The sequence below is a fragment of the Pacificispira sp. HM-600 genome, from assembly GCF_977993705.1.
In genome coordinates, this window is the sequence record NZ_OZ388079.1 from 1,699,214 (window position 1) to 1,724,536 (window position 25,323).

The 25,323-nt window shown below is 68.2% G+C and carries 27 protein-coding genes; 6 read left to right on the forward strand and 21 right to left on the reverse strand.

Annotation, left to right across the window (positions count from 1 at the left end):
* Positions 1-25 precede the first annotated feature (25 nt).
* Entirely contained in the window at positions 26-706 is a 681-nt protein-coding gene (locus tag ACXZ1E_RS08045) for an SDR family NAD(P)-dependent oxidoreductase (RefSeq protein ID WP_458042839.1), read from the reverse strand.
* A gap of 60 nt (positions 707-766) precedes the next feature.
* Between ACXZ1E_RS08045 and ACXZ1E_RS08050 the strand changes: the two genes are divergently transcribed.
* On the forward strand, positions 767-1,165 hold the full coding sequence (locus ACXZ1E_RS08050; protein ID WP_458042840.1) for an SRPBCC family protein: 399 nt from the start codon (positions 767-769) through the stop codon (positions 1,163-1,165).
* Positions 1,166-1,256: 91 nt separating this feature from the next.
* On the opposite strand, the gene ACXZ1E_RS08055 is transcribed toward ACXZ1E_RS08050, so the two are convergent.
* Positions 1,257-2,105, reverse strand: coding sequence for a ribokinase (locus ACXZ1E_RS08055; RefSeq protein WP_458042841.1), 849 nt, complete (start codon positions 2,103-2,105; stop codon positions 1,257-1,259).
* Positions 2,106-2,167: 62 nt separating this feature from the next.
* Between ACXZ1E_RS08055 and ACXZ1E_RS08060 the strand changes: the two genes are divergently transcribed.
* Positions 2,168-3,205, forward strand: coding sequence for a nucleoside hydrolase (locus ACXZ1E_RS08060; RefSeq protein WP_458042842.1), 1,038 nt, complete (start codon positions 2,168-2,170; stop codon positions 3,203-3,205).
* A gap of 110 nt (positions 3,206-3,315) precedes the next feature.
* Here ACXZ1E_RS08060 and ACXZ1E_RS08065 read toward each other — a convergent pair whose 3' ends face one another.
* The gene (locus ACXZ1E_RS08065) at positions 3,316-4,194 is read right to left on the reverse strand and encodes an EamA family transporter (protein ID WP_458352089.1); all 879 of its coding nucleotides are present in this window, start codon (positions 4,192-4,194) and stop codon (positions 3,316-3,318) included.
* Positions 4,191-5,453, reverse strand: coding sequence for a serine hydrolase domain-containing protein (locus tag ACXZ1E_RS08070; RefSeq protein WP_458042843.1), 1,263 nt, complete (start codon positions 5,451-5,453; stop codon positions 4,191-4,193). Before ACXZ1E_RS08070 ends, ACXZ1E_RS08065 begins: the two co-directional genes overlap by 4 nt.
* Positions 5,454-5,534: 81 nt before the next feature.
* Here ACXZ1E_RS08070 and ACXZ1E_RS08075 point away from each other — a divergent pair, with 81 nt between their 5' ends.
* Both ACXZ1E_RS08075 and ACXZ1E_RS08080 read left to right on the forward strand, forming a co-directional pair.
* Positions 5,535-5,843, forward strand: coding sequence for a DUF2470 domain-containing protein (locus ACXZ1E_RS08075; protein WP_458042844.1), 309 nt, complete (start codon positions 5,535-5,537; stop codon positions 5,841-5,843).
* Positions 5,844-5,886: 43 nt separating this feature from the next.
* Positions 5,887-6,543 (forward strand): biliverdin-producing heme oxygenase, encoded by a 657-nt coding sequence (locus tag ACXZ1E_RS08080; protein WP_458040057.1) that lies wholly within the window; start codon positions 5,887-5,889, stop codon positions 6,541-6,543.
* A gap of 66 nt (positions 6,544-6,609) precedes the next feature.
* Here the strand turns inward: ACXZ1E_RS08080 and ACXZ1E_RS08085 are convergent, their stop codons facing one another.
* Positions 6,610-7,992 (reverse strand): ATP-dependent DNA helicase, encoded by a 1,383-nt coding sequence (locus tag ACXZ1E_RS08085; protein ID WP_458040058.1) that lies wholly within the window; start codon positions 7,990-7,992, stop codon positions 6,610-6,612.
* A gap of 79 nt (positions 7,993-8,071) precedes the next feature.
* On the opposite strand from ACXZ1E_RS08085, the gene ACXZ1E_RS08090 reads away from it, so the two are divergent.
* The gene (locus ACXZ1E_RS08090) at positions 8,072-9,205 is read left to right on the forward strand and encodes a hypothetical protein (RefSeq protein WP_458040059.1); all 1,134 of its coding nucleotides are present in this window, start codon (positions 8,072-8,074) and stop codon (positions 9,203-9,205) included.
* On the opposite strand, the gene ACXZ1E_RS08095 is transcribed toward ACXZ1E_RS08090, so the two are convergent.
* From ACXZ1E_RS08095 to ACXZ1E_RS08155, 13 genes are all read right to left on the reverse strand, one after another.
* Positions 9,177-11,198, reverse strand: coding sequence for a cytochrome c oxidase assembly protein (locus ACXZ1E_RS08095; protein ID WP_458351921.1), 2,022 nt, complete (start codon positions 11,196-11,198; stop codon positions 9,177-9,179). The genes ACXZ1E_RS08090 and ACXZ1E_RS08095 overlap by 29 nt on opposite strands.
* Positions 11,199-11,297: 99 nt before the next feature.
* On the reverse strand, positions 11,298-11,585 hold the full coding sequence (locus ACXZ1E_RS08100; protein WP_036301126.1) for an HU family DNA-binding protein: 288 nt from the start codon (positions 11,583-11,585) through the stop codon (positions 11,298-11,300).
* 408 nt (positions 11,586-11,993) lie between these two features.
* Complete coding sequence (gene rpsN, locus ACXZ1E_RS08105) at positions 11,994-12,299, reverse strand: 30S ribosomal protein S14 (RefSeq protein ID WP_036301128.1); 306 nt, start codon at positions 12,297-12,299, stop codon at positions 11,994-11,996.
* 2 nt (positions 12,300-12,301) lie between these two features.
* Entirely contained in the window at positions 12,302-12,472 is a 171-nt protein-coding gene (gene rpmG, locus ACXZ1E_RS08110) for a 50S ribosomal protein L33 (RefSeq protein WP_029145259.1), read from the reverse strand.
* The gene (gene rpmB, locus ACXZ1E_RS08115) at positions 12,472-12,708 is read right to left on the reverse strand and encodes a 50S ribosomal protein L28 (RefSeq protein WP_036301133.1); all 237 of its coding nucleotides are present in this window, start codon (positions 12,706-12,708) and stop codon (positions 12,472-12,474) included. The genes rpmG and rpmB overlap by 1 nt, the downstream gene beginning before the upstream one ends.
* A gap of 192 nt (positions 12,709-12,900) precedes the next feature.
* The gene (locus ACXZ1E_RS08120; protein WP_458040060.1) at positions 12,901-13,575 is read right to left on the reverse strand and encodes a DNA-3-methyladenine glycosylase; all 675 of its coding nucleotides are present in this window, start codon (positions 13,573-13,575) and stop codon (positions 12,901-12,903) included.
* Positions 13,576-13,646: 71 nt separating this feature from the next.
* The gene (locus tag ACXZ1E_RS08125) at positions 13,647-15,110 is read right to left on the reverse strand and encodes a hypothetical protein (RefSeq protein WP_458040061.1); all 1,464 of its coding nucleotides are present in this window, start codon (positions 15,108-15,110) and stop codon (positions 13,647-13,649) included.
* On the reverse strand, positions 15,100-16,017 hold the full coding sequence (locus tag ACXZ1E_RS08130) for a TIGR03943 family putative permease subunit (RefSeq protein ID WP_458040062.1): 918 nt from the start codon (positions 16,015-16,017) through the stop codon (positions 15,100-15,102). The genes ACXZ1E_RS08125 and ACXZ1E_RS08130 overlap by 11 nt, the downstream gene beginning before the upstream one ends.
* Entirely contained in the window at positions 16,004-16,417 is a 414-nt protein-coding gene (locus tag ACXZ1E_RS08135; RefSeq protein ID WP_458040063.1) for a Fur family transcriptional regulator, read from the reverse strand. The genes ACXZ1E_RS08130 and ACXZ1E_RS08135 overlap by 14 nt, the downstream gene beginning before the upstream one ends.
* Positions 16,418-16,426: 9 nt before the next feature.
* On the reverse strand, positions 16,427-17,317 hold the full coding sequence (locus ACXZ1E_RS08140; RefSeq protein ID WP_458040064.1) for a metal ABC transporter permease: 891 nt from the start codon (positions 17,315-17,317) through the stop codon (positions 16,427-16,429).
* Positions 17,314-18,129, reverse strand: coding sequence for a metal ABC transporter ATP-binding protein (locus tag ACXZ1E_RS08145; protein ID WP_458040065.1), 816 nt, complete (start codon positions 18,127-18,129; stop codon positions 17,314-17,316). Before ACXZ1E_RS08145 ends, ACXZ1E_RS08140 begins: the two co-directional genes overlap by 4 nt.
* Positions 18,126-19,124 (reverse strand): metal ABC transporter solute-binding protein, Zn/Mn family, encoded by a 999-nt coding sequence (locus ACXZ1E_RS08150; protein ID WP_458040066.1) that lies wholly within the window; start codon positions 19,122-19,124, stop codon positions 18,126-18,128. Before ACXZ1E_RS08150 ends, ACXZ1E_RS08145 begins: the two co-directional genes overlap by 4 nt.
* 58 nt (positions 19,125-19,182) lie before the next feature.
* Positions 19,183-20,160: a sugar-binding transcriptional regulator gene (locus ACXZ1E_RS08155; RefSeq protein WP_458040067.1), complete on the reverse strand. Its 978-nt coding sequence runs from the start codon at positions 20,158-20,160 to the stop codon at positions 19,183-19,185.
* A 137-nt stretch (positions 20,161-20,297) separates the two neighbouring features.
* Between ACXZ1E_RS08155 and ACXZ1E_RS08160 the strand changes: the two genes are divergently transcribed.
* Positions 20,298-22,031 carry an FAD-dependent oxidoreductase gene (locus tag ACXZ1E_RS08160; protein WP_458040068.1) on the forward strand — a complete coding sequence of 578 codons (1,734 nt, stop codon included), beginning with the start codon at positions 20,298-20,300 and terminating at the stop codon, positions 22,029-22,031.
* Positions 22,032-22,415: 384 nt separating this feature from the next.
* On the opposite strand, the gene ACXZ1E_RS08165 is transcribed toward ACXZ1E_RS08160, so the two are convergent.
* The 3 genes from ACXZ1E_RS08165 to ACXZ1E_RS08175 all read right to left on the reverse strand — a co-directional run bounded on the left by ACXZ1E_RS08165 (position 22,416) and on the right by ACXZ1E_RS08175 (position 25,322).
* Positions 22,416-23,264, reverse strand: coding sequence for a nucleotidyl transferase AbiEii/AbiGii toxin family protein (locus ACXZ1E_RS08165; RefSeq protein ID WP_458040069.1), 849 nt, complete (start codon positions 23,262-23,264; stop codon positions 22,416-22,418).
* Positions 23,261-23,821 carry a type IV toxin-antitoxin system AbiEi family antitoxin domain-containing protein gene (locus ACXZ1E_RS08170; RefSeq protein ID WP_458351922.1) on the reverse strand — a complete coding sequence of 187 codons (561 nt, stop codon included), beginning with the start codon at positions 23,819-23,821 and terminating at the stop codon, positions 23,261-23,263. Before ACXZ1E_RS08170 ends, ACXZ1E_RS08165 begins: the two co-directional genes overlap by 4 nt.
* Before the next feature lie 175 nt (positions 23,822-23,996).
* On the reverse strand, positions 23,997-25,322 hold the full coding sequence (locus ACXZ1E_RS08175; protein WP_458040070.1) for a dihydrolipoamide acetyltransferase family protein: 1,326 nt from the start codon (positions 25,320-25,322) through the stop codon (positions 23,997-23,999).
* Between the last annotated feature and the right edge of the window lies 1 nt (position 25,323).

Consider the following 25,323-nt stretch of genomic DNA (forward strand, 5'->3'; position numbering starts at 1 on the left):
GGAAGAGTCCGACCGCTCCCGGGGCTCAGAGCCCCACGAATCCTCGCGTGCGATGCCCCACCGCAATGGATTCACCCGACACCGTTCCCGAGAGCGGGGACAGCAGGAATGTGACGAGCCGCGCCGTGTCCGCGGGCGTCGACTGGCCGCTCGCGCCCACCGGCACATCCGGCGAGGGGTCGTCCGCGACGATCCCGGGATTCACGACGTTCACGGTCACGCCCGTTCCCGCCGCTTCATCCGCAAGGTGCTTTGCGGCAATGATGAGTGCCGCGTTCCGGATCGAACCCGCCATGTTGCCCGTGACGAAAGCGTTCTGACCGCTGATCCCGACGATGCGCCCGTAGCAGATGTCATGCATGTGCCGGAGGGCGGCGTTGGCGACGCGGACGAAGGTCAGCGCCTTCCCGTCGACGGCATCGCCCACCTGTGCGGGCTCGGAGTTCTTCGCGGGATCCAACGTTCGCGCGCTCGGGGCAGCGGCCACGACGACGCCGTCCAGGCGCCCGTGAGATTCGAGAATCCGAGCCATCCCCGCGGAAACGGATGCGTCGTCGGCGGCGTCCATCACGATGCCAGTGGCGCTCGTTCGCGACGCGGGAACGGCCACAGCTCCCTCTGCCGTCAGCTGCTCGACGATCGCACGGCCGAGAAGGCCATGACCACCGACGACGAGGATGACTCGGTCACGAAGCTGCAGATCCATCCGGCAACGGTAGCGCGCGGGTACAACGAATCGGCGGTGCCCGCGTGTCAGGCTGGCATCATGAGGAGCCATCACGTCAGCCGTGTCATCAACGCACCCGCCGAGGTCGTTTACGCATACGCGTTGAAGGTTGAGAACCTCCCCGCGTGGGCTGCTGGCCTGGCCCAGTCGGACGTGACCCGCGACGGCGACGACCTCGTGGTCGCGTCACCGATGGGTCCGGTGCGCGTCCGCTTCGTCGAGCGGAACCCATTCGGCGTGCTCGACCACGACGTAACCCTGCCTTCGGGCACGGTCGTGACCAACCCTCTTCGCGTCGTCGCGCACCCCGAGGGGTCCGAGGTGATCTTCACCGTTCGTCAGATCGAGCTGACCGACGACGAGTTCGCTCGGGATATCCGCATGGTCGAGGCAGATCTTGATCGATTGGCCGCGCGAGTGTCCCCTCCCACCGCCTGACCTTCGAGCACCGCAAGGGCTCCAGTTCGCGACATCCGCTACGTGAATCAGTGGTGCGGATGCGCGAGCCTGCAGCCGAAGCGTGAATCACTCAGGCGAGCGGGGCGTAGTCCGCGAGCGGCCGAAGCGGCGGTTGCGCCGACGGATGCCGCACCGCATCGGCCCCGACGGCGCAGGCGGCCGTCAGCGCAGCCTCGTCATCCCAGCCGGCATGCAGCGCCAGGGTCAGGGCGGCGCAGAATGCATCGCCCGCCCCGACCGAGCTGACGGCTTCGACGCGCGGCGAAGGGACCCGCGCCACCTCCACCCCGTCGCGGCGGAGCGCCGCGCCGTCCGCGCCGTAGGTCACGGCGACCGTCCGCGCTCCGGCGAGTTCGGGCAGCAGCGCGTACTCCGTCTCGTTCACGATGATCAGGTCGGCGCGCGCGACCACCGCCTCCGGCAGGGCAGTCGCGGGGGCCGCATTGATCGCGAGATACCCGGGCACCGATACGGCGAGCGCCGACACGATATCCATCGGAACCTCGAGCTGAACGAGCACCGCCTCTGCGGGCTCGAACGAGACACCGAGCAGCGAGACATCCGCATTCGCGCCCTGGCAGACGGCGATCTGGTTCTCGCCCTCCGCGTCGACCGTGATGAGCGCCGTGCCGGTTGCTTCATCGCCGAGCCACACGCCGCTGACATCGACGCCGGCGTTCGCGAGCCCCTCGAGCATCCACCGCCCGTCCGTGTCGTCACCGACGCAGCCGATCATGCGAACCGGTGCGCCGAGCCGCGCGGCCGCGGCGGCCTGGTTCGCCCCCTTGCCGCCGGGCTCACGGGCGAGCGTGCCGCCGAGCACGGTCTCGCCCGGTCCGGGTAGTCGCGCGACACTCGCGGTCAGGTCAACGTTGATGCTGCCGACGACGGCGAGGGGCGCGCGAGGGGGAAGAGCCATACCGGCCATTCCACCATCCCCGGGGCGTTTTGCCGTCTTAGCCCTCGCCGGGGTATAACCCAGTGAGCCCGTTCGTACCGCCGGGCGCTCGGACGACGATGGCGTCGCTCCCCCCACCGAAGGAGATCATCATCGCCGCCACGCCCCGCCCTCTCTACCTCGACTGCGACACGGGTGTCGACGACGCCGTCGCCCTCGGGTATCTGCTCGCATCCCCCGCCGTCCGCCTCGTCGGCATCGGGACCGTGAGCGGTAACCTCGCCTCTGCCCCCGCGGCGCGCAACACCCTCGACCTCCTGGCTCTCGCCGGGCAGCCGGATGTCCCGGTTGCGATCGGCGCTCACGACCACCTCAGCCACGGCTTCGGAGGCGGCGCACCCCACGTGCACGGCGCGAACGGCATCGGCGATGTCGAGCTGCCGCGCAGCACCCGCGAGCCGCGCGACGGCCACGCTGTCGACTTGCTGCTCGAGCTCTCGCACGAGTACGCGGGCGACCTCGAAATCGTCGCGATCGGCCCACTGACGAACCTCGCGCTGGCTTTGCAGGCCGACCCGACCCTGACCCAACGCATCCGGTCCGTCACGATCATGGGCGGCGCGGGGGTCGCCGCGGGCAACATCACCGCGGTCGCCGAGGCCAACATCGGCAACGACCCCGAGGCAGCGGCCGAGGTGTTCGCCGCGGACTGGGACGTCACCCTCGTGCCGCTCGATGTGACGATGGAGCACACCCTGGAAGAGGCCGACCGCGACGCCTTCCTCGCGGCGGCGGCACCCTTCCCCCGCGCCCTCGGTCAGATCCTCGACCACTATTTCGACTTCTACGAACCCACCTACGGGCGACGGATGTGCGCACTGCACGACCCGCTCGCTGCCGCACTCGCCGTGGGCGATGTCACGGCGACCCGTGCTCCGCTCGTGCCGATCACGGTCGACACGAGCGATGGCCCGGGCCGCGGGCAGACGATCGCCGACCTGCGTAATCAGCGCCTGGGCGATCTGCACCACGAGGGGCACCGCACGCGCTTCGTCCGTGAGATCGATCGGCCCCTCGGACCGCACCTGGTCGAGGTCCTGACGGGAATGGCCACGCCGTAAGCACTGCGGACCCCGCCATCGGACTCACTCCGAGAGGCTCACCTGGCAGTAGTTGCGCCCCGATAGCGCTGTAAACCCCGGGTACTGCCAGGTGAGTGGACCCGACGGGCTCAGCCGAGGGGCCGAGCCGCCGCATCCGCCGCCCGTGCGCTCGCGCGGACAGCGCCGATACTCGCGATGATCACGAGCGCGATGCCCGCCAGTTCGATTGCCGTGAGCATCTGCCCGAGCAGGATCCAGCCCGCAAGCGTCGCAATGGCGGGGGCGAGACTCATCAGGATGGCGAACCCGGATGCGGGCAGCCGACGCAACGCGGTGAGCTCCAGCGCATACGGAATGGCCGATGAGAGCACCGCGACGGCGGCCCCGAGTCCGAGCGTGACGGGACTGAGCAGGGCCGCGCCGGCGTCCGCGATCCCGAACGGAAGCGCGACGACCGCGCCGATTCCCATCGCGATGGCCAGCCCGTCGAGCTGCGAGAACTCGCGTCCGACTCGCGCCGACGACAGGATGTATCCGGCCCAGCATGCCGCCGCGGCAAGCGCGAACAACACACCGAGCAGGTCGAGGTCGTCCCAGCCACCGCCCGCTAAAAGCACGACGCCCGCGAGTGCCACGACCGCCCAGAGCCAGGCCGAAAGCCGGCGCGCGACGATGACCGACAGGGCAAGCGGGCCCAGCACCTCGATCGTCACCGTCACACCGAGCGGCAAGCGCTCGAGCGCCAGGTAGAAGAAGCCGTTCATCAGGGCGAGCACGAGCCCGAAGGCGACGACGGCTCGCCACGCCCCCGGACTCCGTCCCCGCAGCGACGGACGCGCGATCGCGAACAACAGGATCGCCGAGAAGACCAGGCGCAACATGACCATGCCGAGTGGTCCGGTCGAGGGGAACAGCAAGACGGCGAGCGACGCCCCCAACTCCTGGCACGCCAGGCCGCCGACGACGAGCGCCACGGCGCCGGGGCGGCCGAGGGGCGCCCGGCTCACCGGCAGATGTTCGTCTGGTTGATCGCGTCGTGGTACTGCTGTGCGGTCCAGGGCAGCCCGAACTCGGGTGCCGTCGCGCCGGAGGCGGCCGGGGCCTTGGAAGCGATCGCGGCCAGCTCGAAGGCGAGATCTCCGATCACCTGGGCCGGGGCGGTCGAGTTGTTGAGCACGACGACGACGGTCATTCCGGTCTCGGGATCGGCAAATGCGGCCGTGAGGTAGCCGGGCAGTCCACCGTACTGGCCGATGAGCGACCCCGCCTGGAGTGCTCCGCCCGTCGCCGTGAACCACGCCGGCGCTCCGGCGTACACGGGTAGCGGAGCGGACCAGCGTCCTTCGGCGGATTCCGGCGCGAGCGCTCCGACCGCCGCGGCCTGCACGTAGCGGCCGAGATCGGTCACGGTCGACACGACACCCGAGTCCGTGAAGCCGACGGACGAGGACAGGGTCGAGACATCCAACGGGGCATCACACGCGAGCGATCCGTCCGCGTTCGAGAGGATGCGATAGCCGTGCAGCGGAAGCGTACCGGGGAGGGCCGCCCGCGTGCCCGGCAGCGTGGTGTTGTCGAGGGCGAGAGGGGTGAAGATGTAGCGGTCGTAGAGCTCGGCCGCCGTCTCACCCGATGCCCGCTCGAGAGCCATACCGAGCAGTACATAGCCGGAGTCCGCGCCGCGGTACTCGGTACCGACCGCGGACCGCGGCTGGCCGACGCCGAACGATGCGATCTCCAGCGGATGCCACACCCGCTCCGGGTTGGTGACCCACGACGCGCCGACGACCGGCTCGTATGCCCCGATGCCGCCCGTGCCGTTGCACAGATCGAGCAGCGTCACGGCCTCGAGCGAGGGGACGCCCTGGACGTAATCGACGACCGAATCGTCGAGAGCGACGAGCTCGTCGTCGACCATTGCATAGAGCACGTCGCACGTCATCATGCGGGTCACATCGGCCGCACGGAAGGACATATCGGACGTGAGCGCGGATCCCGTCGCATCCGTCCCGATCGCCGAGACCCAACTGCCGCTCCACGGCGACCACACCCCGGCGATGGCGCCCGTGGACGCGGTGGCCGCCATCGCACTGCGGACGGCCTCGTCCAACTGAGCGACGACGTCATCCGCGAGGGCGGCGTCTGCCTGCGCCGGTAAGTCGACGTCCTGGGGACCGTCGGGGGCACATCCCGCGAGGCCCAGAGTCATGGCCAACAGCGCCGCTGTGGCACCGAGGGCACGCCGACGCGTCCATCGTGCGGCCATGCTCACCTCCGGCGTCGTCCTCAGAAGTTTATGGCTTCGATGTCACGGTTCCATCACGCCCGGCCGTCCTAAGCTGTGCGAATGCCGCATGCTTTCGACGACGCCACCGTTTCGGCGGTGCTGCACCACATGAACAGCGATCACAACAACGACAACCTTCTGATCGCGCGCGCCTTCGGTCACCCGGCAGCGGTGGGCGCCGTCATGACCGGGTTCGACGGCGATGGTGCCGAGTGGAGTGTCACGGATGCCGCGGGCACGTCTTCGGCGTTGCGTGTACCGTGGCCCGGCGCCCCGATCAGTGAACGTCCCGAGGTGCGCCGCGAGGTCGTCGCCCTCTACGACGCGGCCTGCGCTGAGCTCGGAATCGAACCTCGGCCCCACGCGTAAAATTTACTTAGGGCATCCTAAATTCGCCCGCTATGCTGTCTGCATGTCGAACGTCGTTCCGTTCTCCACCCTGCTCCGTCAGCGCTCGAGCGGCGCCCACTCCGCGAGCGAGGGCGAGGGTTTCATGTCCGGCCTGCTCAAGGGTGAGGGCACCCGCGACGACTACATCTCGCTCGTCGCGCAGCACTACTTCATCTATCGGGCCCTCGAGGCGGCCGCGGATCGGATGTCGAGCGATCCCGTCGCGGCTCCCTTCATCACCGAGCGACTGACCCGGTTGCCGGCGCTCGAGGCGGACCTGGAGTTCCTGATCGGACCCGACTGGGCCGACAGCATCCGTCCGCTCCCCACCACCGAGCGCTACGTCGCTCGCATCGAAGAGGTCGGATCGACGTGGCCGGGCGGTTTCATCGCGCACCACTACACACGCTACCTCGGCGACCTCTCCGGCGGCATCTTCATCGGACGCGTCATGCAGCGCCGTTTCGGGTTCGAAACGAACGGCGTCGGGTTCTACGTCTTCGACGACATCGCGGACCCCCGCGCGTTCAAGGACGTCTACCGCGAGCAGCTGGACGCCGTTCCGTGGGACGACGAAGAGCGTGAGCGCGTCGTCGACGAGGTGCTGCGGGCGTACCAGTTCAACACCGATCTGTTCCAGGACCTCGAGCGCGCGCGCACCGAAGCATCCGTCGCCTGAGGCATCGGTCGCCTGGGGCATCCGTCGCCTGAGACGTCGTCCGCCTGACGGGGCCCCCGCCGGATGTCAGCCGCGGACGGAGCGCATGAAGCGTTCGACGTCCGGATCGACGCGGATATCGCTCGGTCGAAGAGGACGCGAGAGGTAGAGGCCCTCGAGCGATGTCAGCCGACTGAGCGCGACGTACGTCTGCCCCGGCGCGAACGCCCCCTGACCCAGGTCGATCACGGCACGGTCGTACGTCTTGCCCTGAGATTTGTGGATCGTCACGGCCCACGCCAGTCGCAACGGAAACTGGTGGAACTCGGCGACGATCTCGCGCGAGATGCGCTTGGTCAGCGGCGAGTAGTTGTAGCGGTACTTCTCCCACACCGCGGGCTCGACATCGTGTTCGCGACCATCCACCTCGACCCGTACCGTTCCGCCCGTGATGCGCGTCACCGTGCCGATCGTGCCATTCACCCAGCGGGGCGCCTCACCGAACGAGGCGATGTCGTTGCGCAGGAACATGACCTGTGCGCCCACTTTGATCTGTAATTCGACGTCCGCGGGGTACGCGCCCTCGCCCCGCCCGAAGTCGCCCGTGATCTCGGCCATAGCGGTCTGCGATCGTCCGGGCAGAGCCTCGAGGTGCTTGCGATTGATCGCCGAAACGCGATCGTTGCGCGTTGCGAGCGTGATGGTGGGGGCCTCGGATGCCTCCGGCGCGGGGGGCGTTCGAGCGCCCATGCCGTTCAGCACGCCCGCGATGTCTGCCGTGACGCGTCCGTAACGCACCGCGTTGAGCATCGCCTTGAACGCCGCGTCGGACTGGCGATGGATGTCGACGAGTTCGTGCACGTTCAGCTCGGACCCGTAGCGACCGAGTTCCCCGAAGCCGGCGAGCGCGGTCCCGCCGTCATTACCGCTGCCGCCACCCGCGTCCGCACCGGCCCACACGTGCGCGTCGAAGAACCAGAACGAGCGGTAGTGGTCGCGGATGTAGGCGAGTTCGTCCCCCCGCGGAGGGACGGGGGCGAGCTGATACGGGTCACCGAACATGACGACCTGGACCCCGCCGAACGGTTCGGCGCGGCGCGCCCGAGCCTGGCGCAGGGAACGGTCGATGCCATCCATCACATCCGCGTTGACCATCGAGATCTCATCGATCACGAGGGTGTCGATCGCGCCCAGGATCTTGCGCGTCGCCTCCGGTTGTTCGAGCTCTTGATCGGCGATCAACCCGATGGGAAGGCGAAAAAGCGAGTGGATCGTCTGACCCTCGACGTTGAGCGCCGCCACACCTGTCGGGGCGCAGACCGCGATCTGCTTCGCCGTGTTCGCCGCGAAATGCTGCAGCAGCGTCGATTTGCCGGTTCCCGCCCGACCGGTGACGAAGATGTGGTCGTTGGTGTCTTCGATGCGCCGGAACAACGCGTCCTGTTCTGAGGACAGCAGCGGCGTGGTCACTGCAACATGCTATTCGCGCCACGGCGCTCGCCCGCCCGGGCCTGCCGGGTCCGTGAAGTCCGCCGCCTAAACTGGCCAGGTGGACGAGGGGGCTGTAAACACGCGCGCGCACGACGCGGCGACCGTCCGCGCGCCGGGTGCGGTGGACACGAGCTCGCGGCGCGGCGCGCAGCGTGCACCCCGGCGCTCCAGCCTCTCCCGGGATCTCACGATCCTCGCGATCGTCGGGGTTCTGCTGATCTCCGCCCTCGGCGCGGGCTGGGCGACCCTGTACCAACAGTTCTGGGGCCCGAGCGCCTTCGTCGAGCGCTACGTGGGCTTGATCGCGGCGGGCCGCGCCGCCGACGCCCTCGAAGTCCCCGGGGTCGCGGTCGATGCAACACATCTCGCCGACGCGGGCCTGCCCGAGACGGCGTCGGACGCCCTCCTGCGGCGGGATGCTCTCACCGCACTGAGCGATATCCGCGCCGTCGGCGAGCGTATCGTCGACGGCGCTGTCGAGGTGACGATCGGCTTCCGCGCCGGCGGCAACGAGGGCGCCTCGACATTCACCGTCGAGCAGGACGGATGGAGGGGCATCCTCCCCTCGTGGCGATTCACCGAGAGCCCACTCGCGGTGATCGACGTCACCGTTCGTGGGTCCATGGCGTTCGAGGTCAACGGATTCACGCTCGACAAAAGGCAGGTCTCGCCCCTCGGTGTGGACGCGCCCCCGCTCGACCCCGTCGCGCTCCTGGTGTTCTCACCCGGGCTCTACCGGGTCTCGGTCGACACCGCGATCGCCGAAACGACCGGCGCCGATGTGCTGGCGGATGAACCGCTTGCACGTGTTCCGCTCGAACTGCAGGCCGAGCCGACGGCAGAGTTCGTGAGCGTCGTGCAAGAACGCGTCGACTCGTTCCTCGACGACTGCGCGACGCAACAGGTGCTGCAGCCCACTGCATGCCCCTTCGGCTTCGTCGTGCAGAACCGCATCGCGAACCTACCCACGTGGTCGATCGTCGACTACCCGACCGTCACGCTCGTGCCGGACGGCGCCGGCTGGGCCATGCAGCCGGCGGAAGCCGTGGCCCACATCAGCGTCGACATCCGCTCGCTGTTCGACGGCTCGGTGCGAACGGTGGAAGAGGACGTCACCTTCGGTCTCGACGCCGAGATCACCGTCTTGCCCGACGGTTCGGCTTCTATTCTCGTGGGGTCGCCGGAGGGCTAGTGACCTTCGCGCCGCGGGTGGAATCCCCTCGCGCATCCTGGTCGGCGAGTGCGGCGAGACGCGCGTTGTAGGCGTCCAGTTCGTCGTCGCCGACCCGATCGACGTGGCGGTCGCGTCGGCGCTGTGCACGGTCGTCGTTGCGGCTCCATTGGATCGCAACGGCGATCGCGAGGATCAGGGTCGGGATCTCGCCGACCGACCAGGCGACGCCCCCGCCGATGTATTGATCCTCGAGCGGTGGCACGCCCCAGGTGCGCCCCATCGACCCGAACCAGTCGGCCAGCATCAGACCCGACTGCGACATGATCGAGATTCCGAAGAACGCGTGCATCGCCATGATGCCGATCAACAGAATCAGCCGGAACGGGTACGGCAGGCGGTACGGCACCGGATCGATCCCGATCAGCGACTGCACGAACAGGTACCCCGTGATGACGAAGTGGGCGATCATCCAGAGGTGCCCGAGGTGGTCGTTCAGCGCCCAGCGGAAGATGTCGGTGTAGTAGAACACCCAGAGCGAGCCGATGAAGAGCGCCGCCGCGATTAGAGGATTCGTGAGCACCCGCGCCACGGGCGTGTGCACCGTCCATAGGATCCACTCCCGGCCGCCGCGCGTTCCGTCATCCCTCTTGCGGATCGCCCGCGCCGCGAGCGTAACCGGCGCCCCCGGCACGAGCAGGAGGGGGATCGCCATGGTCAGCAGCATGTGCCCGACCATGTGGATGCTGAAGAGGTAGTTTTCGTAGGCGGCGACCGGGCCGCCGACGACCCAGAACAGCAGCAGGATGCCCGCGCACCAGCTGATCGTGCGGTAGATCGGCCACGCATCGCCGCGGCGGTGCAGACGGATGACGCCCGCGATGTAGAAGAAGATCGCGAAGCCGCACACCAAAACCCACAGGAGGTCGATGTCCCACACGGTAAACCACTGGGTCAGGCCGAGTTCGGGCGGAAGGCGTGAGCCCGTCAGGGTCTCTGCGGGGGTGGGATCGGTGATCGGGATGTCTCCGATCGGCGGTGCCGTTCGCGCGAGCGCCGCCGCGGCACCGCTCGCGATTCCCATGAAAGCCAGCTCGAGGGCGATCAGGCCCCAGAAGGTTCGTGCTGCGGCCGTCTCGCCCATCCGTGCGATGAGCCGGCGGCGGTAGCGGGCACCGAGCAGGCCGATGGCCAGCAGCGCCACGACCTTCACGACGATGATGACGCCATAGGCCGAGAGCAGCGCATCCCACGAGCCCAAGCCGAGTGCCGCGCGTGCGTAGCCGGAGAGGGCGACGACGACGAAGGCGACGAGCGCGATGGTCGAGTAGCGCGGCAGCACGTGCGCCATTCGTTGCGGCGTGGATGACGCCCGCAGCACGACCAGCAACACCAGTCCGCCGAGCCACACGGCGGCCCCGACGATGTGGAGCGCGAGGCTCGTCACCGCGGCGGTGTGGCTGGCCGCGGCCCCGTCGTGGCTGGTCGTCGCCATCGGCACGACAGCCGCGAGGCCGAGGATGCCCACGAGCAGCGTCGAGGTCCACGAGCGCACCGCGAACGCGAGAACCGTCATCACGGCTCCAGCCAGCGTCGTGATGAGCCACGCGCGGCCGACATCCAGGTCGAGCAGGAAGCGGCCTAGCTGTTGGCCGAAGACGGCGTCCGCGCTGGGTGTCGCGTTGAAGGCGTTGAGGAACGTCAGGTAGCCCGTCGCGCCGGCCGCGATCGTGAAGACGGCGGCGCCCACGGACGCCACATCGAGAGCGGTGTCGAATTCGGTGTCACCGGCGCGGAGCGCGAAGAGGGCGAGCACGAGCGACCCGGCCATCGCGGCGGCACCGAGGTTGACGCCGAGATTGGCGATCGGAAGACCCCAGCGCACGACGGGACCGGGATCCCCCACGAGAAGAGCATCCGCTCCCCCGCCGTAGGCGAGCGCCACGACGGCGGCGGTAAGGGCGGTGACCACGAGGATCATAGGCCCGGCTACGCGCAGGGTTCGGGGGCTCACCCACCCAGCCTAGGCGGACGGTGTGCACGCCCGGCCCCGCCCGGCAAAGACAGAGGGAGGATGCCGCGCGTGCGGCATCCTCCCTCTCGGAACCTCTGACTACTTCGCTGCAGCCTTGAGCTTCGAGCCCGCGGTGACCTTGACGCGCTTGCCAGCGGCGATCTTGATCTCGGCGCCCGTCTGCGGGTTACGGCCCGTGCGAGCGGCCGTGTCGACCTGCTCGAACGCGAGCCAGCCCGGGATCGAGACCTTGGTGCCCTTGGCAACGGCCTCGGCAACGGTCGTGAACAGACCGTCGACGACGCGCGAAACCGTGGCCTGGCTCTCACCGGTGGCGCTGGCGATGCTCGCAACGAGCTCGGTCTTGGTGATGGACTTGTCAGCCATGGGGTTACCCTCCAGCGGCGGCCGAAGCGCCGCCTCATGTAAACGTGACCGGACCGTTCAGCCCGGCTGGTCGATCGACCGCGTCGAATCTACCCCGCGAACCGCCGCCCGCCGCGTATTTCCGCGGCTTTCCGCGGGTTTCTGTCCAACTTCGAGGCATTTTCGGTGCTCGAGTGACGGATGTGACTCGTGTGGCGCCCTTCCCGCGCCCCTCGCGCACGGCCTGCGCACCGTCCGCTCTCCGTTTCGCTCGGCCCAATGGACCCGCTCGCCTGGCAGTAGGTGTCGGTGCTGAGCACCCAGGCCCGCATCTACTGCCAGGTGAGCCGTCCGGCCGGGGACGACGCGGGCGCACGCGAAAGGGCGGGGATTCCGAAGAATCCCCGCCCTTTCGGCGGATGCGGGTGGTTACCAGCTCGACTTGGTCACGCCGGGCAGCTCGCCACGGTGGGCCATGTCGCGGAAACGCACACGCGAGATGCCGAACTTCGTCAGCACACCACGGGGGCGGCCGTCGATGACGTCGCGCGAACGCACGCGCACGGGCGACGCGTTGCGGGGCAGCTTCTGCAGACCCAGGCGGGCCTCTTCGCGCTGCTCGTCGGTCGAGGTCGGGTCGACCAGGGCCTTCTTCAGCTCGGCGCGACGCGAGGCGTAGCGCTCGACGATGACCTTGCGCTGCTCGTTGCGAGCAATCTTGCTCTTCTTCGCCATGTTTAGCGCTCCTCGCGGAATTCGACGTGCTTGCGCACAACGGGGTCGTACTTCTTCAGCACGATGCGGTCGGGGTTGTTGCGGCGGTTCTTGCGCGTCACGTAGGTGTATCCCGTGCCGGCGGTCGAACGCAGCTTGATGATCGGACGTACGTCCTGAGCCTTCTTCGCCATTAGAGCTTCACACCCTTCGCGATGAGGTCCTTGACGACGGACTCAATGCCCCGCGCGTCGATGACCTTGATGCCCTTGGCCGAAACGTTGAGCTTGATGTTGCGGCCCAGCGACGGAACAAAGTACGTCTTCTTCTGCACGTTCGGGTCGAAGCGACGCTTCGTCCGGCGGTGCGAGTGGCTGATCGAGTGACCGAAGCCGGGAACGGCTCCTGTCACCTGGCACACTGCTGCCATAGTGATTTCTCCTTCAATACCGTGAGACCGGACGGTCTCACCCAAGATCCCTTGTCTGCGCCCACGCCCGAGGGAACCGTTTCCGGCTCGAAAGGGATGAATGGGCACGAACTGCGCACGGGAAAGCGCGCAGACAAACAATGATCCTAGCACGGCGTGTCTGCGGGCCCAGCCTGACGGGCGCGGTAGGCGTCAGGTCTCGACGGCGCCGCGCCCGGGACGGAACACCGAAACGGTCGGATCGCCGGTGATCCAGAACCGCCACGGGAAGACGCTCGTGCCCGCGACACCGGCCACGCCGACCCGGGGACCGCGCGACACGTCGCGCACCGGTTCGCGCGCCAGGTCGAGGCGGGCGACGGCCCCGGCCCGCTCGGGTGGCCAGGGCGCCACCCCGGCGATCGCGTCGATACCGTCATGGATCGGATGCCGGAGGCCCAGCGCCTGACCGAGACGCCCGGGTCCGCGTGCGAGATCCCGAGGGAGTCGGGCAGCCGGCCGGCGCACAGCCGCGACATCCGCTCCCTCGATGATCTCTCCCGCGCGCAACAGCAACCCGCCCGCCACGCCCGCGGGCCCGGCGACGACGTTGACACAGGAGTGGATGCCATGGCTGAGGTAGACGTAGAGGTGCCCGGGTTCGCCCCACATTGTGGCGTTCCGCGGGGTTTGTCCCATGCGCGCATGCGAACCGGGGTCGCTGACATCCCCGGTCCCGAGGCCGTGATAGGCCTCGACCTCGGTGATGCGGACGCAGACGCGCTGCCCGTCGACCAGCGTGGTGAGCCGGGCGCCGAGCAAGCGGGGCGCGACGACGAGGGCGGTCTCGAGCAGATCCTCCCGCGTCGCCGGGCGGTAGTCGGTCATCCGATCGTGACTCATCCGATCGTGACTCATCCGATCGTGACTCATCCGATCGTGACTCATCCGATCGTGACTCATCCGATCGTGACGGAGCACCACGAGATATCGGTGCCCTCGATGACCGTGACTTCCTCCCCCGTTCGCACGTCGACGATGTGCGTCTCGAGCCGTGACGGAAGCGGGCGGGCGTAGGTGTCGTACGGGTTGTCGGCGAGATCGGGCGAGACGATCACCGCGACGTGGCTCCCGCTCGGCGAGGCGCACGTCTGCATGACCGCGTCGCCGCCGTCCTCCAGCCCGAACACCGGCTCGAATATTCCGGCCTCATCGACCAGACCGACGGCCTGTGATTCCGGGTACCCGTCCTCGCCCATCTGGGTGAAGGTGCGCAGGCTCTTGCCCTGCACGGTGGGCACGACGGGTCCGGGGATTCCGAGCGCGTCGAGCTCGGCCGATTGCGGGAGGGGCGTTTCGCTCAGGTCGGTCAGATCGATCAGCACCGTGCCGTCGGACTGCTCCGCGATCACGCGGCCACTCCCCCGCTCGATGCCCGACAGCCCGAGGGCACCGCCCAACAGAACGGGCTCCGCGTCCGGCCGAGAGGTGTCGACGAGGCGCAACTGGCCATCGAAGGTCAGCACCACGAGCGACGAGGTCTGCGGCACGAACAGGAAGTCCACCACCCGCGGATCCGCGCCGACCTCGATGCGCTGCGGCTCGGCGTCGGGGTCACCGAGCCGCGAGACGTACAGCGCGGACTCGATCCCCGAGGTCGCCGAGATGTCCAGGTCGGTATAGGTGTACCCCACGAGCCCGTCGTGGTCGGCCATCTGCAGGCCCGCGATCGTGCCCTCGCCGGGCACGACCAACGGCGTGGGGTCGGACCCGTCGAGCGCCATGCCCGTGAGCGACGCCGCACCCGAACCATCCGTCGTCTCGACGACCAGGCCGTCGCGGGAAGCCCGGTAGTCCTCGATCTGCGGGTGCGTGAAAACGGGGACCGCCTGATCGCCGGTGAGGTTCGTGAGGAACACCGCATCGTCGTCGCCGTCGCGCCGCTGCAGCACGTAGATCGGCGGTGTGCCCGTCTCGAAGTCGTGCGAGATGGTCGCGGTGGGGCCCCCCGAGGCGCTTTCGACGCCCTCGACCGAAACCGTGTAATCGGTCGCGGCATCGAGCGGATAGGTGAACTGAACGGCGACGTTGCGGCCGGATGCCTCGATCGTGAACGGGGCGGCCGGTTCGATCGTGACCTGCGAAGGGTCGATCGGAGCCAAGGGCTGATTGGTGGTGAACACGAGTCGCTGCCCCGCGGCCTCGGCCACCGAGAGAGCGTCGATTGCGACCGTACTGACGCGAGGCCCCTGCGTCAGGCTGTAGGCCGCGCCGCCCGCGCCCACCACGACGAGCGCGGCGATCACGACGGCGAGCGAACGTGTGAACGAGGAGCGTGCGCGGCGGTGTTCACGATCCCGGCGAGCGGCACCCCGCGTCTGATCCCGTGTGGCGCGGACAGAACGGGGGGCGTCAGTACCCATACGGATCCCCGGGCTCATCGATCGCCGTCACGCTCGCGGGCTGCAGCACGAGCGCGCCCCCGTCGTCTCGCACGAATTCACCCTCGACCTCGACCCATTGGCCGGGAGACAGGTCCTCGCCGCCCGCGAGCTCCGCGACCGGAACGTTGGCGGCCTGCGCGTCGATCACGCAGTGCACGATGACGAGGCGGGTCAGGGCGAACCCGTCGCTGTCGCCATCGGGACCGACGAAGCCGGTGAGCGTGGCCTTCTCACCGACGAACCGTGCCGGGTCGGTCGTCGTCGACAGCAGCGACGCCCATTCGGCGATGCCGAAAGCGGAGGTGTCGTCGGATGTCGCGAGCGCGAGCGTCGCCGAGGTCGACAAGACGGGCGGTGCGCCGCTCGAGCGGGCGAGCGCGAGTTCGGCGGAGAGGGATGCCGGGGGCATGACGACGGCGAGCACCACGAGACCGGAGGCCAGCACCGCACCGACGCCGGTCGCGATGAGCGCGACCGGGCGCGCTCCGGCATCCTCGCCGGCGGAACGGGCACCCTGGCGGACGGAACGGGCACCCTCGCGGGTGGAAAGGACGGCACGGCGAGCCCAGGCGCGGCGAGGCATCCATCGCTCGATCAAACCCGGGGGCACCCATACCTGCACGACGACCGACAGCAGAACGCCCAGGATGATGAACGGCAGGGACTCGATCAGCACCGACAGGGCGAGCGTGAAGCCGTCCTGCGCGCGGCTTGGCAGGGCACTCGGGAAGAGCTGCGGCGCCCACGCGTCGATCGCGAACAACGCCGCGATCGTGGCCAGGCCGATCGCGGTCCCGATCAGGGCGGCGCGACGCGGTCGACCGACAGTCGGTACCCCCGCGAGGTGGGTGTGCCCGTGACCGCGCGTCTCGCTACTGCGCGTCACGCTCGCTCGCACGCGCGACCGTGCAGGCCGCGCACAAACCGAAGATGTCGACGATATGCGCCGCCTCCGTGAATCCGTTCTGTGCGGCGGTGCGATGCGCCCATTCTTCGACGTCGCTGCCCTCGATCTCGACCGTCAGGCCGCACGAACGACAGATCAGGTGATGGTGATGACCGGGCGATTGACAGGCACGGTAGAGGCTCTCGCCCTCGGGGCTCTGCAGGCTGTCGGCATCACCCTCGGCCGCGAGGTCGGCGAGCGCACGGTAGACCGTCGCGAGGCCGATGCCCGTGCCCTCGTCGCGCAGCAGTGCGTGCAGGGATTGCGCGCTGACGAAGCCCGGGGATTCGTCCAGGGCGTCGCGCACGCGTTCGCGCTGCCAGGTGTTGCGCTTGGCCATTCGAGAAGTCTAGGCGCGTGCCGGCTTGGAGGTTCCCGAACGCGGCGCCCGAGTGACCCTCTCCCGGCGACGTCCGACGAGTCGACAGACGACGTAGATCGCGAACGAGATCGTGGTGATGTACGGACTCACGGGGAGCGTTCCGGCGATCGCGAGAAGGATGCCGCCGACCGCCGAGACGAAACCGAAGGTCGCGGCCAGGAGGGGAACGGATAGAGGGCCCGACGCGATGCGCATGGCCGCGGCCGCGGGGGTCACGAGCAGGGCCATGACCAGCAGGGCACCGATGATGTGCACGCTGACGGCGACGATCAGGCCGAGCAGCAGCATGAACAGCAGCGAGACAGCGGTCGTCGGCACCCCGCGCGCCGCGGCCGACTGCGGGTCGAGCGAGTCGAAGCGCAGCGGACGCCAGATGAGCACGATTCCGGCGAGGACCACCAGGCTGATGCCGATCAACAGGCTCAGCTGCCCCGACTGCACGGAGACGATCTGACCCGTCAGCAGGCTGAACCTCGTCGCGCTCCGGCCGCTGTAGAGCGAGAGGAACAGGATGCCCAGCCCCAGCCCGAAGGGCATCAGCACCCCGATGATCGAGTTGCGGTCGCGTGCACGGGCGCCCAGCCATCCGATCAATCCCGCCGCGATGAGCGAACCGAAAATCGAGCCGAGCACGACGTCCGCACCGATCAGGAGAGCTGCGGCGGCCCCGGCGAAGGAGAGTTCGCTGATGCCGTGGACGGCGAAGGCCATGTCGCGCTGCATGATGAAGACGCCGGCCAGGCCACCGACGAGCCCCAGCACCGCGCCCGCGATGACCGAGTTCGATACGAGCGCGAGGATGTCGCCATAGTCCGCGAGGCCGCCGAACATGGCCTCCCAGACGTCTGTCCAGTTCACGACTCGTCCTCGTCGTGGTGGTGATGGTGGGAATCACCGGCATCGGGCGCGCCGACGACCACGACCCGATCCCCCGCCCGGAGGACATAGACCTCGGTGCCGTAGAGATCAGACAGAACGCCGGAGTCCATCACCTCTTCGGGGGTTCCCAGGGTGAAGCGCCCGCCGGCCAGGTAGAGGATGCGGTCGACGTGACGCAGCACCGGGTTGATGTCGTGGGTGACAAAGAGCACCGCCGCGCCCGTCTCGCGTCGATGCCGATCGATCAGCGACGTCACGGCCTGCTGATTCGCCAGGTCGAGGCTCGTCAGCGGTTCGTCGCAGAGCAACAGTTGGGGTTCGTCGGCGAGCGCCTGACCCGCCCGCAGACGCTGCTGCTCGCCACCGGAGAGCTCCCCGACGGGACGGTCCGCAAAACCCGTCGCACCGACCGCCCGGATCAGCTCGTCGACGCGTGCCCGGTCGGCTTTGCGCGGGACCGGGAGCCCGAACCGGTGCCCGTTGACGCCGAGCGCAACGAGGTCTCGGCCCCGCAACGCCGCGTCACGGGCGAGCGGACGCTGCTGAGGGATGTAGCCGATGCGCCGATTACCCGGTCGGCGCACGCGCTCACCCAGGGCGGTGATCGTGCCCTCGCTCAGACGATCGAGCCCGAGAATGGCGCGCAACAGGGTCGTCTTGCCCGAGCCACTCGGCCCCAGAACGGCGATGAACTCCCCCGCGTACACGTCGAGGTTCAGGCCTGACCACAGCTCTCGGTCGCCCCGTCGGAGCGCCGCATTCTCGATGAGGAGAGGAGGGGCAGCATTCACCCCGCGAGGCCGCCCGATAGGGCTTCGACGTTCTGCTGCATCCACGAGATGTAAGTCTGGCCCTCCGGGAGCGTTTCGGAGAACTCCAGGACGGGGATGCTCTGAGCTTCGGCAGCGTCGATGACCTGGGTGGTCTCCGCTCCGCCTGTCTGGGAGTTCGCGATCACGATGCGCACGCTGCCCGATTCGACCAGGTCGAGCGATTCGAGGAGTGTTGCGGGCGGGACGTCCTGGCCCTCTTCGACGGCCTCGCTGAAGGCCTCGGGCGTCACGTTCACGAGCCCGGCAGCGGTGACCAGGTACACGGGGACGGGCTCGGTGACGAAGACCTGGGCGCCGGCGCCGGATGCCTCGATCTCGCCGAGCGACGTCTCGAGACCGCCGATCTGCTCGACGAATGCGGCCGCGTTGATCTCGAACGTCGCGGCGCTCTCGGGGTCGAGTTCGCTCAGTTCTTCGGCGATCGCCTCGGCGACGTGCTCGATCGTGTGCGGGTCGTACCAGACGTGCTCGTTGAAGCCTACGATGTGGTCGTGCCCGGCGTGCTCCTCATCGGAGTGCTCGTCCTCGGCGTGCTCGTCCTCCGAGTGCTCGTCCTCGGCGTGCTCGTCCTCCGGCCAGTGGTGGGAGAACTCGGCGGCGGTGATCACGTGCGCCGAGGCATCGCTGGACTCGACGAGCGACTCCATGAACGAGTCGTACCCCCCACCGTTCTCGATGATCAGGTCGGCGCGCGAAACCGCGAGCTGGTCCCCCGCGGTCGCCTCGAACGAGTGCGGATCCTGGCCGGTGGAGGTGATGATCGACGTCACGTCGACCGCATCCCCCCCGATCTCCTCGACGATCTGGCCGTAGACGTTCGTCGACGCGACGACCTGAAGGCGGCCGTCCCCCGCGGACTCACCGCCGGGGGTCGCACCCGCGCATCCGGCAAGGACGAGCGCCGAGGCGGCCGAGAGGGCGATGATCGGAAGAAGACGACGTGTCGGGTTCACCCCGTCAGCGTAACCCGCATGATTATCATTATCAAAATGGCTCGATCGCCGTGACCTCTCACCGAAGCGCGGCGGCGTGCTCGGACGGCGACATCACCTCGACCAGCGCCTGGGCCGTGATCTCGTCCACCACCAGGTCCGTCACCGCCCGCGAACGGAGCGCGGCGAGCAGCGGGGCGGCCTTGTTGTCACCCGCCACGGCGCACACCCGCCGGGGCACCGCCTGCAGTTCCGCGGGCGTCGGCCCGGTCGCTCGTCTGTTGAGATCGAGATCCTCATAGGTGCCGTCGGCGCGCAGAAAAACGGTGCAGACGTCGCCGACGACGCCATCCCGGGTGAGTGCGCGGATATCGTCCTGCTCGAGATAGCCCGCGGAGTACACATGACTGGGAACCTCCCCGGTCAGGGCGCCCACGCCGAACAGAGCGATATCGGCGGTGCGCTGTAGATCCAGCACGCGGGCGACCGACCGCTCACGCCACATCGCCTGGCGCGTCTCGGCGTAATCGAAGAACGCGGGCACGGGAAAGAGGTGCAGACGCGCATCGAAAGCTTCCCCGAATCGCACCATCATCTCGCCCGCGAACTCCACGCCGTACGTCCGCGTGTTCGCCGACCCGTTCAGTTGCACCACCGCGCTCCCCCGCGTCGGCTTCTTCGCGAGATGCCGCGTGATGGCGGCCATCGTCGTTCCCCATGCCACGCCCATGGTCATGCCCGAGTCGAACCAGCCACCGATCAGTCGCGCGGATGTCAGGGCCACCTGCTCGAGCCGTTCGGTCGAACTCGCCGAGGCCCCCAGGGGAACGACATGGGTTGTGATGCCGAACGCATGCTGAATCCTTCGCCCTACCTCCGGGGCTGCCGTCGGGGGCGGGCGGAGCGTGATCTCGACCAGTCCACGAGCCCGCGCTTCCTTCAGCAGGCGCGAGACGCTCGAGCGCGAGAGGTGCAGCCGGGCCGCAATGGCCTCCATCTTGAGGTCCTGCAGGTAGTACATCGAGGCGGCCGCGAGCATGTGCTCCTGTTTCTCCATGACTCCAATGTGCACATATGTGCAAGTACGACGCAAGAAGGTTCATCGCTCACCGACAGCGCCGTACGGTGGCTCCGAGGCGTGACGGTTCGCGTCCACTCTATGAATCACCAGGACACGAGAGGGTGGCCCATCTGATGCGCGAAAACCGTATGGACGGCAACACTCGACAGGCCGCGCTCCGCGGCATGAAAAACGGCTCAGCGAACGACGAGCTGGACGTGCTCGTCATCGGCGGTGGCGTCACCGGGGCCGGAATCGCGCTCGACGCGGCCAGCCGGGGCCTGCGGACCGCCGTCATCGACGGACAGGACTGGGCGTCCGGCACCTCGAGCCGCTCCAGCAAGCTGATGCACGGCGGGCTGCGATACCTGCAGATGTTGGACTTCAAACTGGTCCGCGAGGCCCTCACCGAGCGGAACCTGCTGCTCACGCGGCTCGCACCGCACCTCGTGCGCCCCGCGGCGTTCCTGTATCCCCTGAAGCGCCCGATCTGGGATCGCCTCTTCATCGGGGCCGGCATCGGCCTATATGACGCGCTTGCCTCGCTGCAACGAGCTCCGCGCCCTCTCCCCTGGCATCGCCACCTCAGCCGCTCCGCGGTGTCCCGCGCGTTCCCGAGCTTCCGCCGCGATGCGGCCGTCGGCGCGATCCAGTACTGGGACGCCACGGTCGACGACGCCCGCCTCGTCGTCACGCTCCTGCGCACGGCGGCCGGGCACGGGGCCCTCGCCGCCTCTCGCGTGCAGGCGACGGCGATGCTCACAGACGAAACCGGGCGGGTCATCGGCGCGACCCTGAAAGACCTCGAAACCGGCGAGCACTTCGATGTTCACGCCAAGACAGTGATCAGCGCCACGGGGGTATGGACCGAACGCACCCAGTCCATGGCGACATCCAGCGGCCTCAAGGTGCTCGCTTCCAAGGGCATCCACATCGTCGTCCCGAGGGACCGCATCACGGGAGACCCGGGCCTCATCCTCCAGACGGCATCGAGTGTGCTGTTCGTTATCCCCTGGTCGCGTTACTGGGTGATCGGCACGACCGACACTCCGTGGACGGAGGACCTGACGCATCCGGTGCCGACGTCCCGAGACGTGGACTACGTCCTCGCCGAAGCGAACAAGGTGCTCGTGGAGCCCCTCAGCCGAGACGACATCATCGGCACGTGGGCGGGGCTTCGACCCCTGTTGCAGCCGGGGACGAAGGCCGGGACGGCGTCCGCCAAGGTCTCACGCGAGCACACGGTGGCCTCCCCTGTGCCCGGCCTGGTCGCGATCGCGGGCGGCAAGCTCACCACCTACCGGGTGATGGCGGAGGACGCCGTCGATTTTGCCCTGGGCGCCGCGGCGAAGTCCCGGCCCTCGCGCACGACCCGGGTTCCCCTCGCCGGCGCGGCCGACGCGCCCCACTCCGCCCACGCCGCCGCGCGCGTCGGGGCTGAGTTCGGTCTCAGCAGAGCGATGCATGATCACCTCGCGCACCGATACGGCACGGATGTCGAGGTCATTGCCGACATCTGCCGCGAGGTACCCGATGCCGCGACTCCCCTCGCGGAAGCGCCGGCCTACCTTCGCGCGGAGATCATCTTCGCGATCCGTTACGAGGGCGCTCTGCATCTCGACGACCTCCTCGATCGCCGCACGCGGATCAGCTACGAGTACGCCCACCTCGGCCTCGCCGCCACCGAAGAGGTCGCACAGGTCGCGCAGACCGAACTGGACTGGACCGACGCGGCCATGAGCCTCGAGCTCGAGGCGTACCGCGCCTCGGTCGAGGCGTACGAGTCCGCCGTGCTCGAGGCCGACGATGCGGCCGCATCGCGCACCCGCGCGGAGGCCAAGGATCTGCGTCCGCTTCCGAGCGCCTGACGCATCGGGACATTCGCGAACTGCAGCAGGGTTGCGGGGCGGCTCACATCAGTTATGAGGCGACCCTCAAGTTGCACCCGATGCCCTGTACTTGCTCCGCGGAAACACGGGGCTTAAGGCAGCCCGCCTCAACACCCATGAGTCATCCGACTTGCTCCAGTGCGGGACTGCTATCAGAAACCTGCCACTGAACCCCCGGTGCCCCCTCGCGGGCCCAGATCTGGTGAGCGCCGAGAAGCCTTCCGGATGCGGTCAGGCTACGATCTACGTGGGCGCTGGCCCACGTACACGGTCCGCTTGCCCGCGGACGGAGAGCCACTCCCTCAGGACTCCGCTCGCCAACGGCCCCTTGGTCGACGTCGTTCCTAACCTACGGCTCTCGTACTAGCCATTCCCTTGGCCGAAGACCGGGTCCAGGACGGCCGCGACGCGCACCATCTGATCGTCGAGATTCTCCTCACATACGCTCTCGAGTTGTTCCTTCTTCCGCCAGGCAGCCCACTTCGCCTGACCAACCGCACCGTACCCTTCCACGGCTGGTCCGATTGGGGCGAGCGACACGTCCCGGTAGTCTGCGACGGCTCGCGAAGCGTCGAGGAGCTGTCCGAAGTCCAATCCGGCTCCGTCGAGGGTGACGATGTCCACGTAATCGCGCCAGCGCGTGCTGCTGATGCCGCGCTCGAGGATCGTGACACCCTTCTCCGCCACCGTTGACTCCGGCGCGTATCCGACCAGGCTGATTGGGTCACCAATAACCCGGTCCAATAGGACTCGCCGTGGCGCTGGGACGATAGGGTCACCGGTGGACACGTCCCATACAACCTTCCCGACCCAGGTCGCGATCCGGACTGCGACGGTCACTCTCATCCCCGGATACTCGGCTCCGTCCCGGATCACCTGCACGTCGAGCGTGTCGAGATCGAAGGCGACCCCGTCATCGACGGACACGGCCACGATGTCAGCGACGACCACCGCGAGATGCTCGGGAGTGACGTTGGCGCCGACCGCATTGGAGTCCGCGTCCTTCGTGGGTCGCCGCACCCCGTACGCGCCCAGCAACAGTCCACCTTTCAGCACGAAGTCATCAGCGTGCGGGGTTCTGCTGAGGCGGAACAGGAAGGATTCCAGCGCGTGCCGCAGCAGATATGCGTGAACGTTCGGCGCGACACCTTTCTTGTCCGCTTCGGATCGCGCAGCGCGTTGCAGCTGTTTGTAGATGTCTGAGGCTGTCACGTCATCATGTCTAGCGCGTTCAAGATGGGCGCCTTGGCGCGTGGGAGTTGTGTCGCGATCTTTATGAGCTTCGAGGGCTTCCCACCGCGCCGCAGCCATTCCTTCAGTGCGTCGCGCGCGGTTTCGTAACCGAGCGCCCCACGCAAGCGGAACGCGTCCGCGATTGTGCGCTCAGCGCTGTACAGGCCAATCTTCTGCGTCGTTCCTGGAATCGACGTCTCGGCGCGACCGAGTTGAAATGTGCCTCGGTCGAACAGGTGCCATGTAATGGCGCCGCTGGTGGCCGGACGGCGTGAGCCGCTGGGGATAGCGACGTCCAGCGACCGGGGAATGGCATCCGTCAGTTCGTAGTGCGAGAGCGCCGAGATGAGACAGATGGTGGCGTCGGATCTGCGGGTTGCCGCTTCGATCTGGTCCCAGTCTGCGGGCGGCGCATCTGCAGGGATGTAGATGCCGCGCGCGATACGTTCCCAGCGTCCTGCTCTCGCCCCCCGGGACAGCTCGTTGCGCGCAGGACTGTCTGATGCACTGGGTGTAATCGCCTTCATCTCAAGCACCTCCGTGGTACAAAACGTATCACGGTAAGATTATCGAATAACGTTTTGTAATAACGGATGCCCGTCACAAGATCGCGCCGTTCCCGCGGGTCGCGTGCAGCGGCGCAAAGAGCAGCATGCACCCGTCCCCCGCACAGATGTCGCGCGGCCTATCCAACTCGACGGGCCGCCGACATCAGTCGAGCAGCAGCGCGGGCTCCTCGAGCACCGAAGCGATGTCGGCGATGAACCGCGACACGCCATCACCATCCACGACGCGGTGGTCGAAGGATCCCGAGACCGTCGTCACCCAGCGCGGGCGGACTTCGCCGTCGACGACCCACGGCTTCTGGCGGATCGCGCCGAGCGCGACGATCCCGACCTCACCGGGGTTGATGATCGGGGTTCCGGCGTCGACGCCGAAGACGCCGATGTTCGTGATCGTGACCGTTCCCCCGCGCTGATCTTCGGGCGTCGTCTTGCCCTCGCGCGCGGTCATCGTGAGCTTCTCGAGCGCACGTGCCAATTCGCGCATATTCAGGTCCTGGGCCTCCTTGATGTTCGGGACGAGCAATCCGCGCGGTGTCGCGGCCGCAATGCCCAGGTTCACGTAATGGTGCACGCGGATCTGCGCGCCCTCGTCCGTGTCGACCCATGCCGCGTTGACCATGGGTGTGCGACGAACGGCCCAGATGACGGCGCGCGCCATGATCAGGAGCGGTGAAACCTTGACGTCCGCGAAGTCGGGGGATGTCTTCAGGCGCTTGACGAGCTCCATCGTGCGCGAGGCGTCGACGTCGACCCACACCGATACATGCGGCGCGGTGTATGCGCTGCTCGTCATCGCCGTGGCTGTGGCCTTGCGCACGCCGCGTACGGGGATGGACTCCTCTCGGGAATCCGCCGGTGCTGCCTTCGGACTGGTCGGTGCGGCGGCTGCCTCGGGAACCGGAATCGTCTCTTCCCGCACGGCCCCCCACTCGGGGGTTTCGATGTTGCGGAAGACGCTCGCCTGCGACGCGTGCCGCACGACATCCTCGCGCGTCACCTCCCCCGCGTCCCCACTGGCCGCGACATCGCTCAAATTGACGCCCAGGTCGCGAGCGAGCTTGCGAATGGGCGGCTTGGCGACGACACCGACGGATGCGGCGACGGGACGTTCCGCCGGCTTGCGACGGCGCGACGTGACCGCGCCGCCCGTGCCATAACCGACGAGCACGGCGCCGCCCGTGGCCTCCCCCACCTCGGTGGGCGCGGTGCTCGGCCGTGGCGCATCGGCACCCGCCTCGCCGATCGTGATGATCGGGGCTCCGACGTTCACCGTGTCGCCCTCCCCCGCGAGCAGCTCACCCACGGTGCCGGCAAACGGCGAAGGCAGCTCGACGAGAGACTTCGCGGTCTCGATCTCGACCAGGACGTCGTTGACCTTCACCTCGTCGCCCGGCGCGACCCGCCAGCTCACGATCTCGGCCTCGGTCAAACCCTCACCGACATCGGGGAGGAGGAACGTCTGCGTGCTCATG

Excerpts from the sequence above, each read along its gene's own strand:
- ACXZ1E_RS08055 (WP_458042841.1), bottom strand. The coding sequence starts at position 2,105 with ATGGCTCTTCCCCCTCGCGCGCCCCTCGCCGTCGTCGGCAGCATCAAC.
- ACXZ1E_RS08045 (WP_458042839.1), bottom strand. The coding sequence starts at position 706 with ATGGATCTGCAGCTTCGTGACCGAGTCATCCTCGTCGTCGGTGGTCAT.
- ACXZ1E_RS08160 (WP_458040068.1), top strand. The coding sequence starts at position 20,298 with ATGCGCGAAAACCGTATGGACGGCAACACTCGACAGGCCGCGCTCCGC.
- ACXZ1E_RS08135 (WP_458040063.1), bottom strand. The coding sequence starts at position 16,417 with ATGGCCAAGCGCAACACCTGGCAGCGCGAACGCGTGCGCGACGCCCTG.
- ACXZ1E_RS08120 (WP_458040060.1), bottom strand. The coding sequence starts at position 13,575 with ATGACCGACTACCGCCCGGCGACGCGGGAGGATCTGCTCGAGACCGCC.
- ACXZ1E_RS08125 (WP_458040061.1), bottom strand. The coding sequence starts at position 15,110 with ATGGGTACTGACGCCCCCCGTTCTGTCCGCGCCACACGGGATCAGACG.
- ACXZ1E_RS08080 (WP_458040057.1), top strand. The coding sequence starts at position 5,887 with ATGTCGAACGTCGTTCCGTTCTCCACCCTGCTCCGTCAGCGCTCGAGC.
- ACXZ1E_RS08050 (WP_458042840.1), top strand. The coding sequence starts at position 767 with ATGAGGAGCCATCACGTCAGCCGTGTCATCAACGCACCCGCCGAGGTC.
- ACXZ1E_RS08100 (WP_036301126.1), bottom strand. The coding sequence starts at position 11,585 with ATGGCTGACAAGTCCATCACCAAGACCGAGCTCGTTGCGAGCATCGCC.
- ACXZ1E_RS08070 (WP_458042843.1), bottom strand. The coding sequence starts at position 5,453 with ATGGCCGCACGATGGACGCGTCGGCGTGCCCTCGGTGCCACAGCGGCG.
- ACXZ1E_RS08075 (WP_458042844.1), top strand. The coding sequence starts at position 5,535 with ATGCCGCATGCTTTCGACGACGCCACCGTTTCGGCGGTGCTGCACCAC.
- rpsN (WP_036301128.1), bottom strand. The coding sequence starts at position 12,299 with ATGGCGAAGAAGAGCAAGATTGCTCGCAACGAGCAGCGCAAGGTCATC.
- ACXZ1E_RS08175 (WP_458040070.1), bottom strand. The coding sequence starts at position 25,322 with ATGAGCACGCAGACGTTCCTCCTCCCCGATGTCGGTGAGGGTTTGACC.
- ACXZ1E_RS08155 (WP_458040067.1), bottom strand. The coding sequence starts at position 20,160 with ATGGAGAAACAGGAGCACATGCTCGCGGCCGCCTCGATGTACTACCTG.
- rpmB (WP_036301133.1), bottom strand. The coding sequence starts at position 12,708 with ATGGCAGCAGTGTGCCAGGTGACAGGAGCCGTTCCCGGCTTCGGTCAC.
- rpmG (WP_029145259.1), bottom strand. The coding sequence starts at position 12,472 with ATGGCGAAGAAGGCTCAGGACGTACGTCCGATCATCAAGCTGCGTTCG.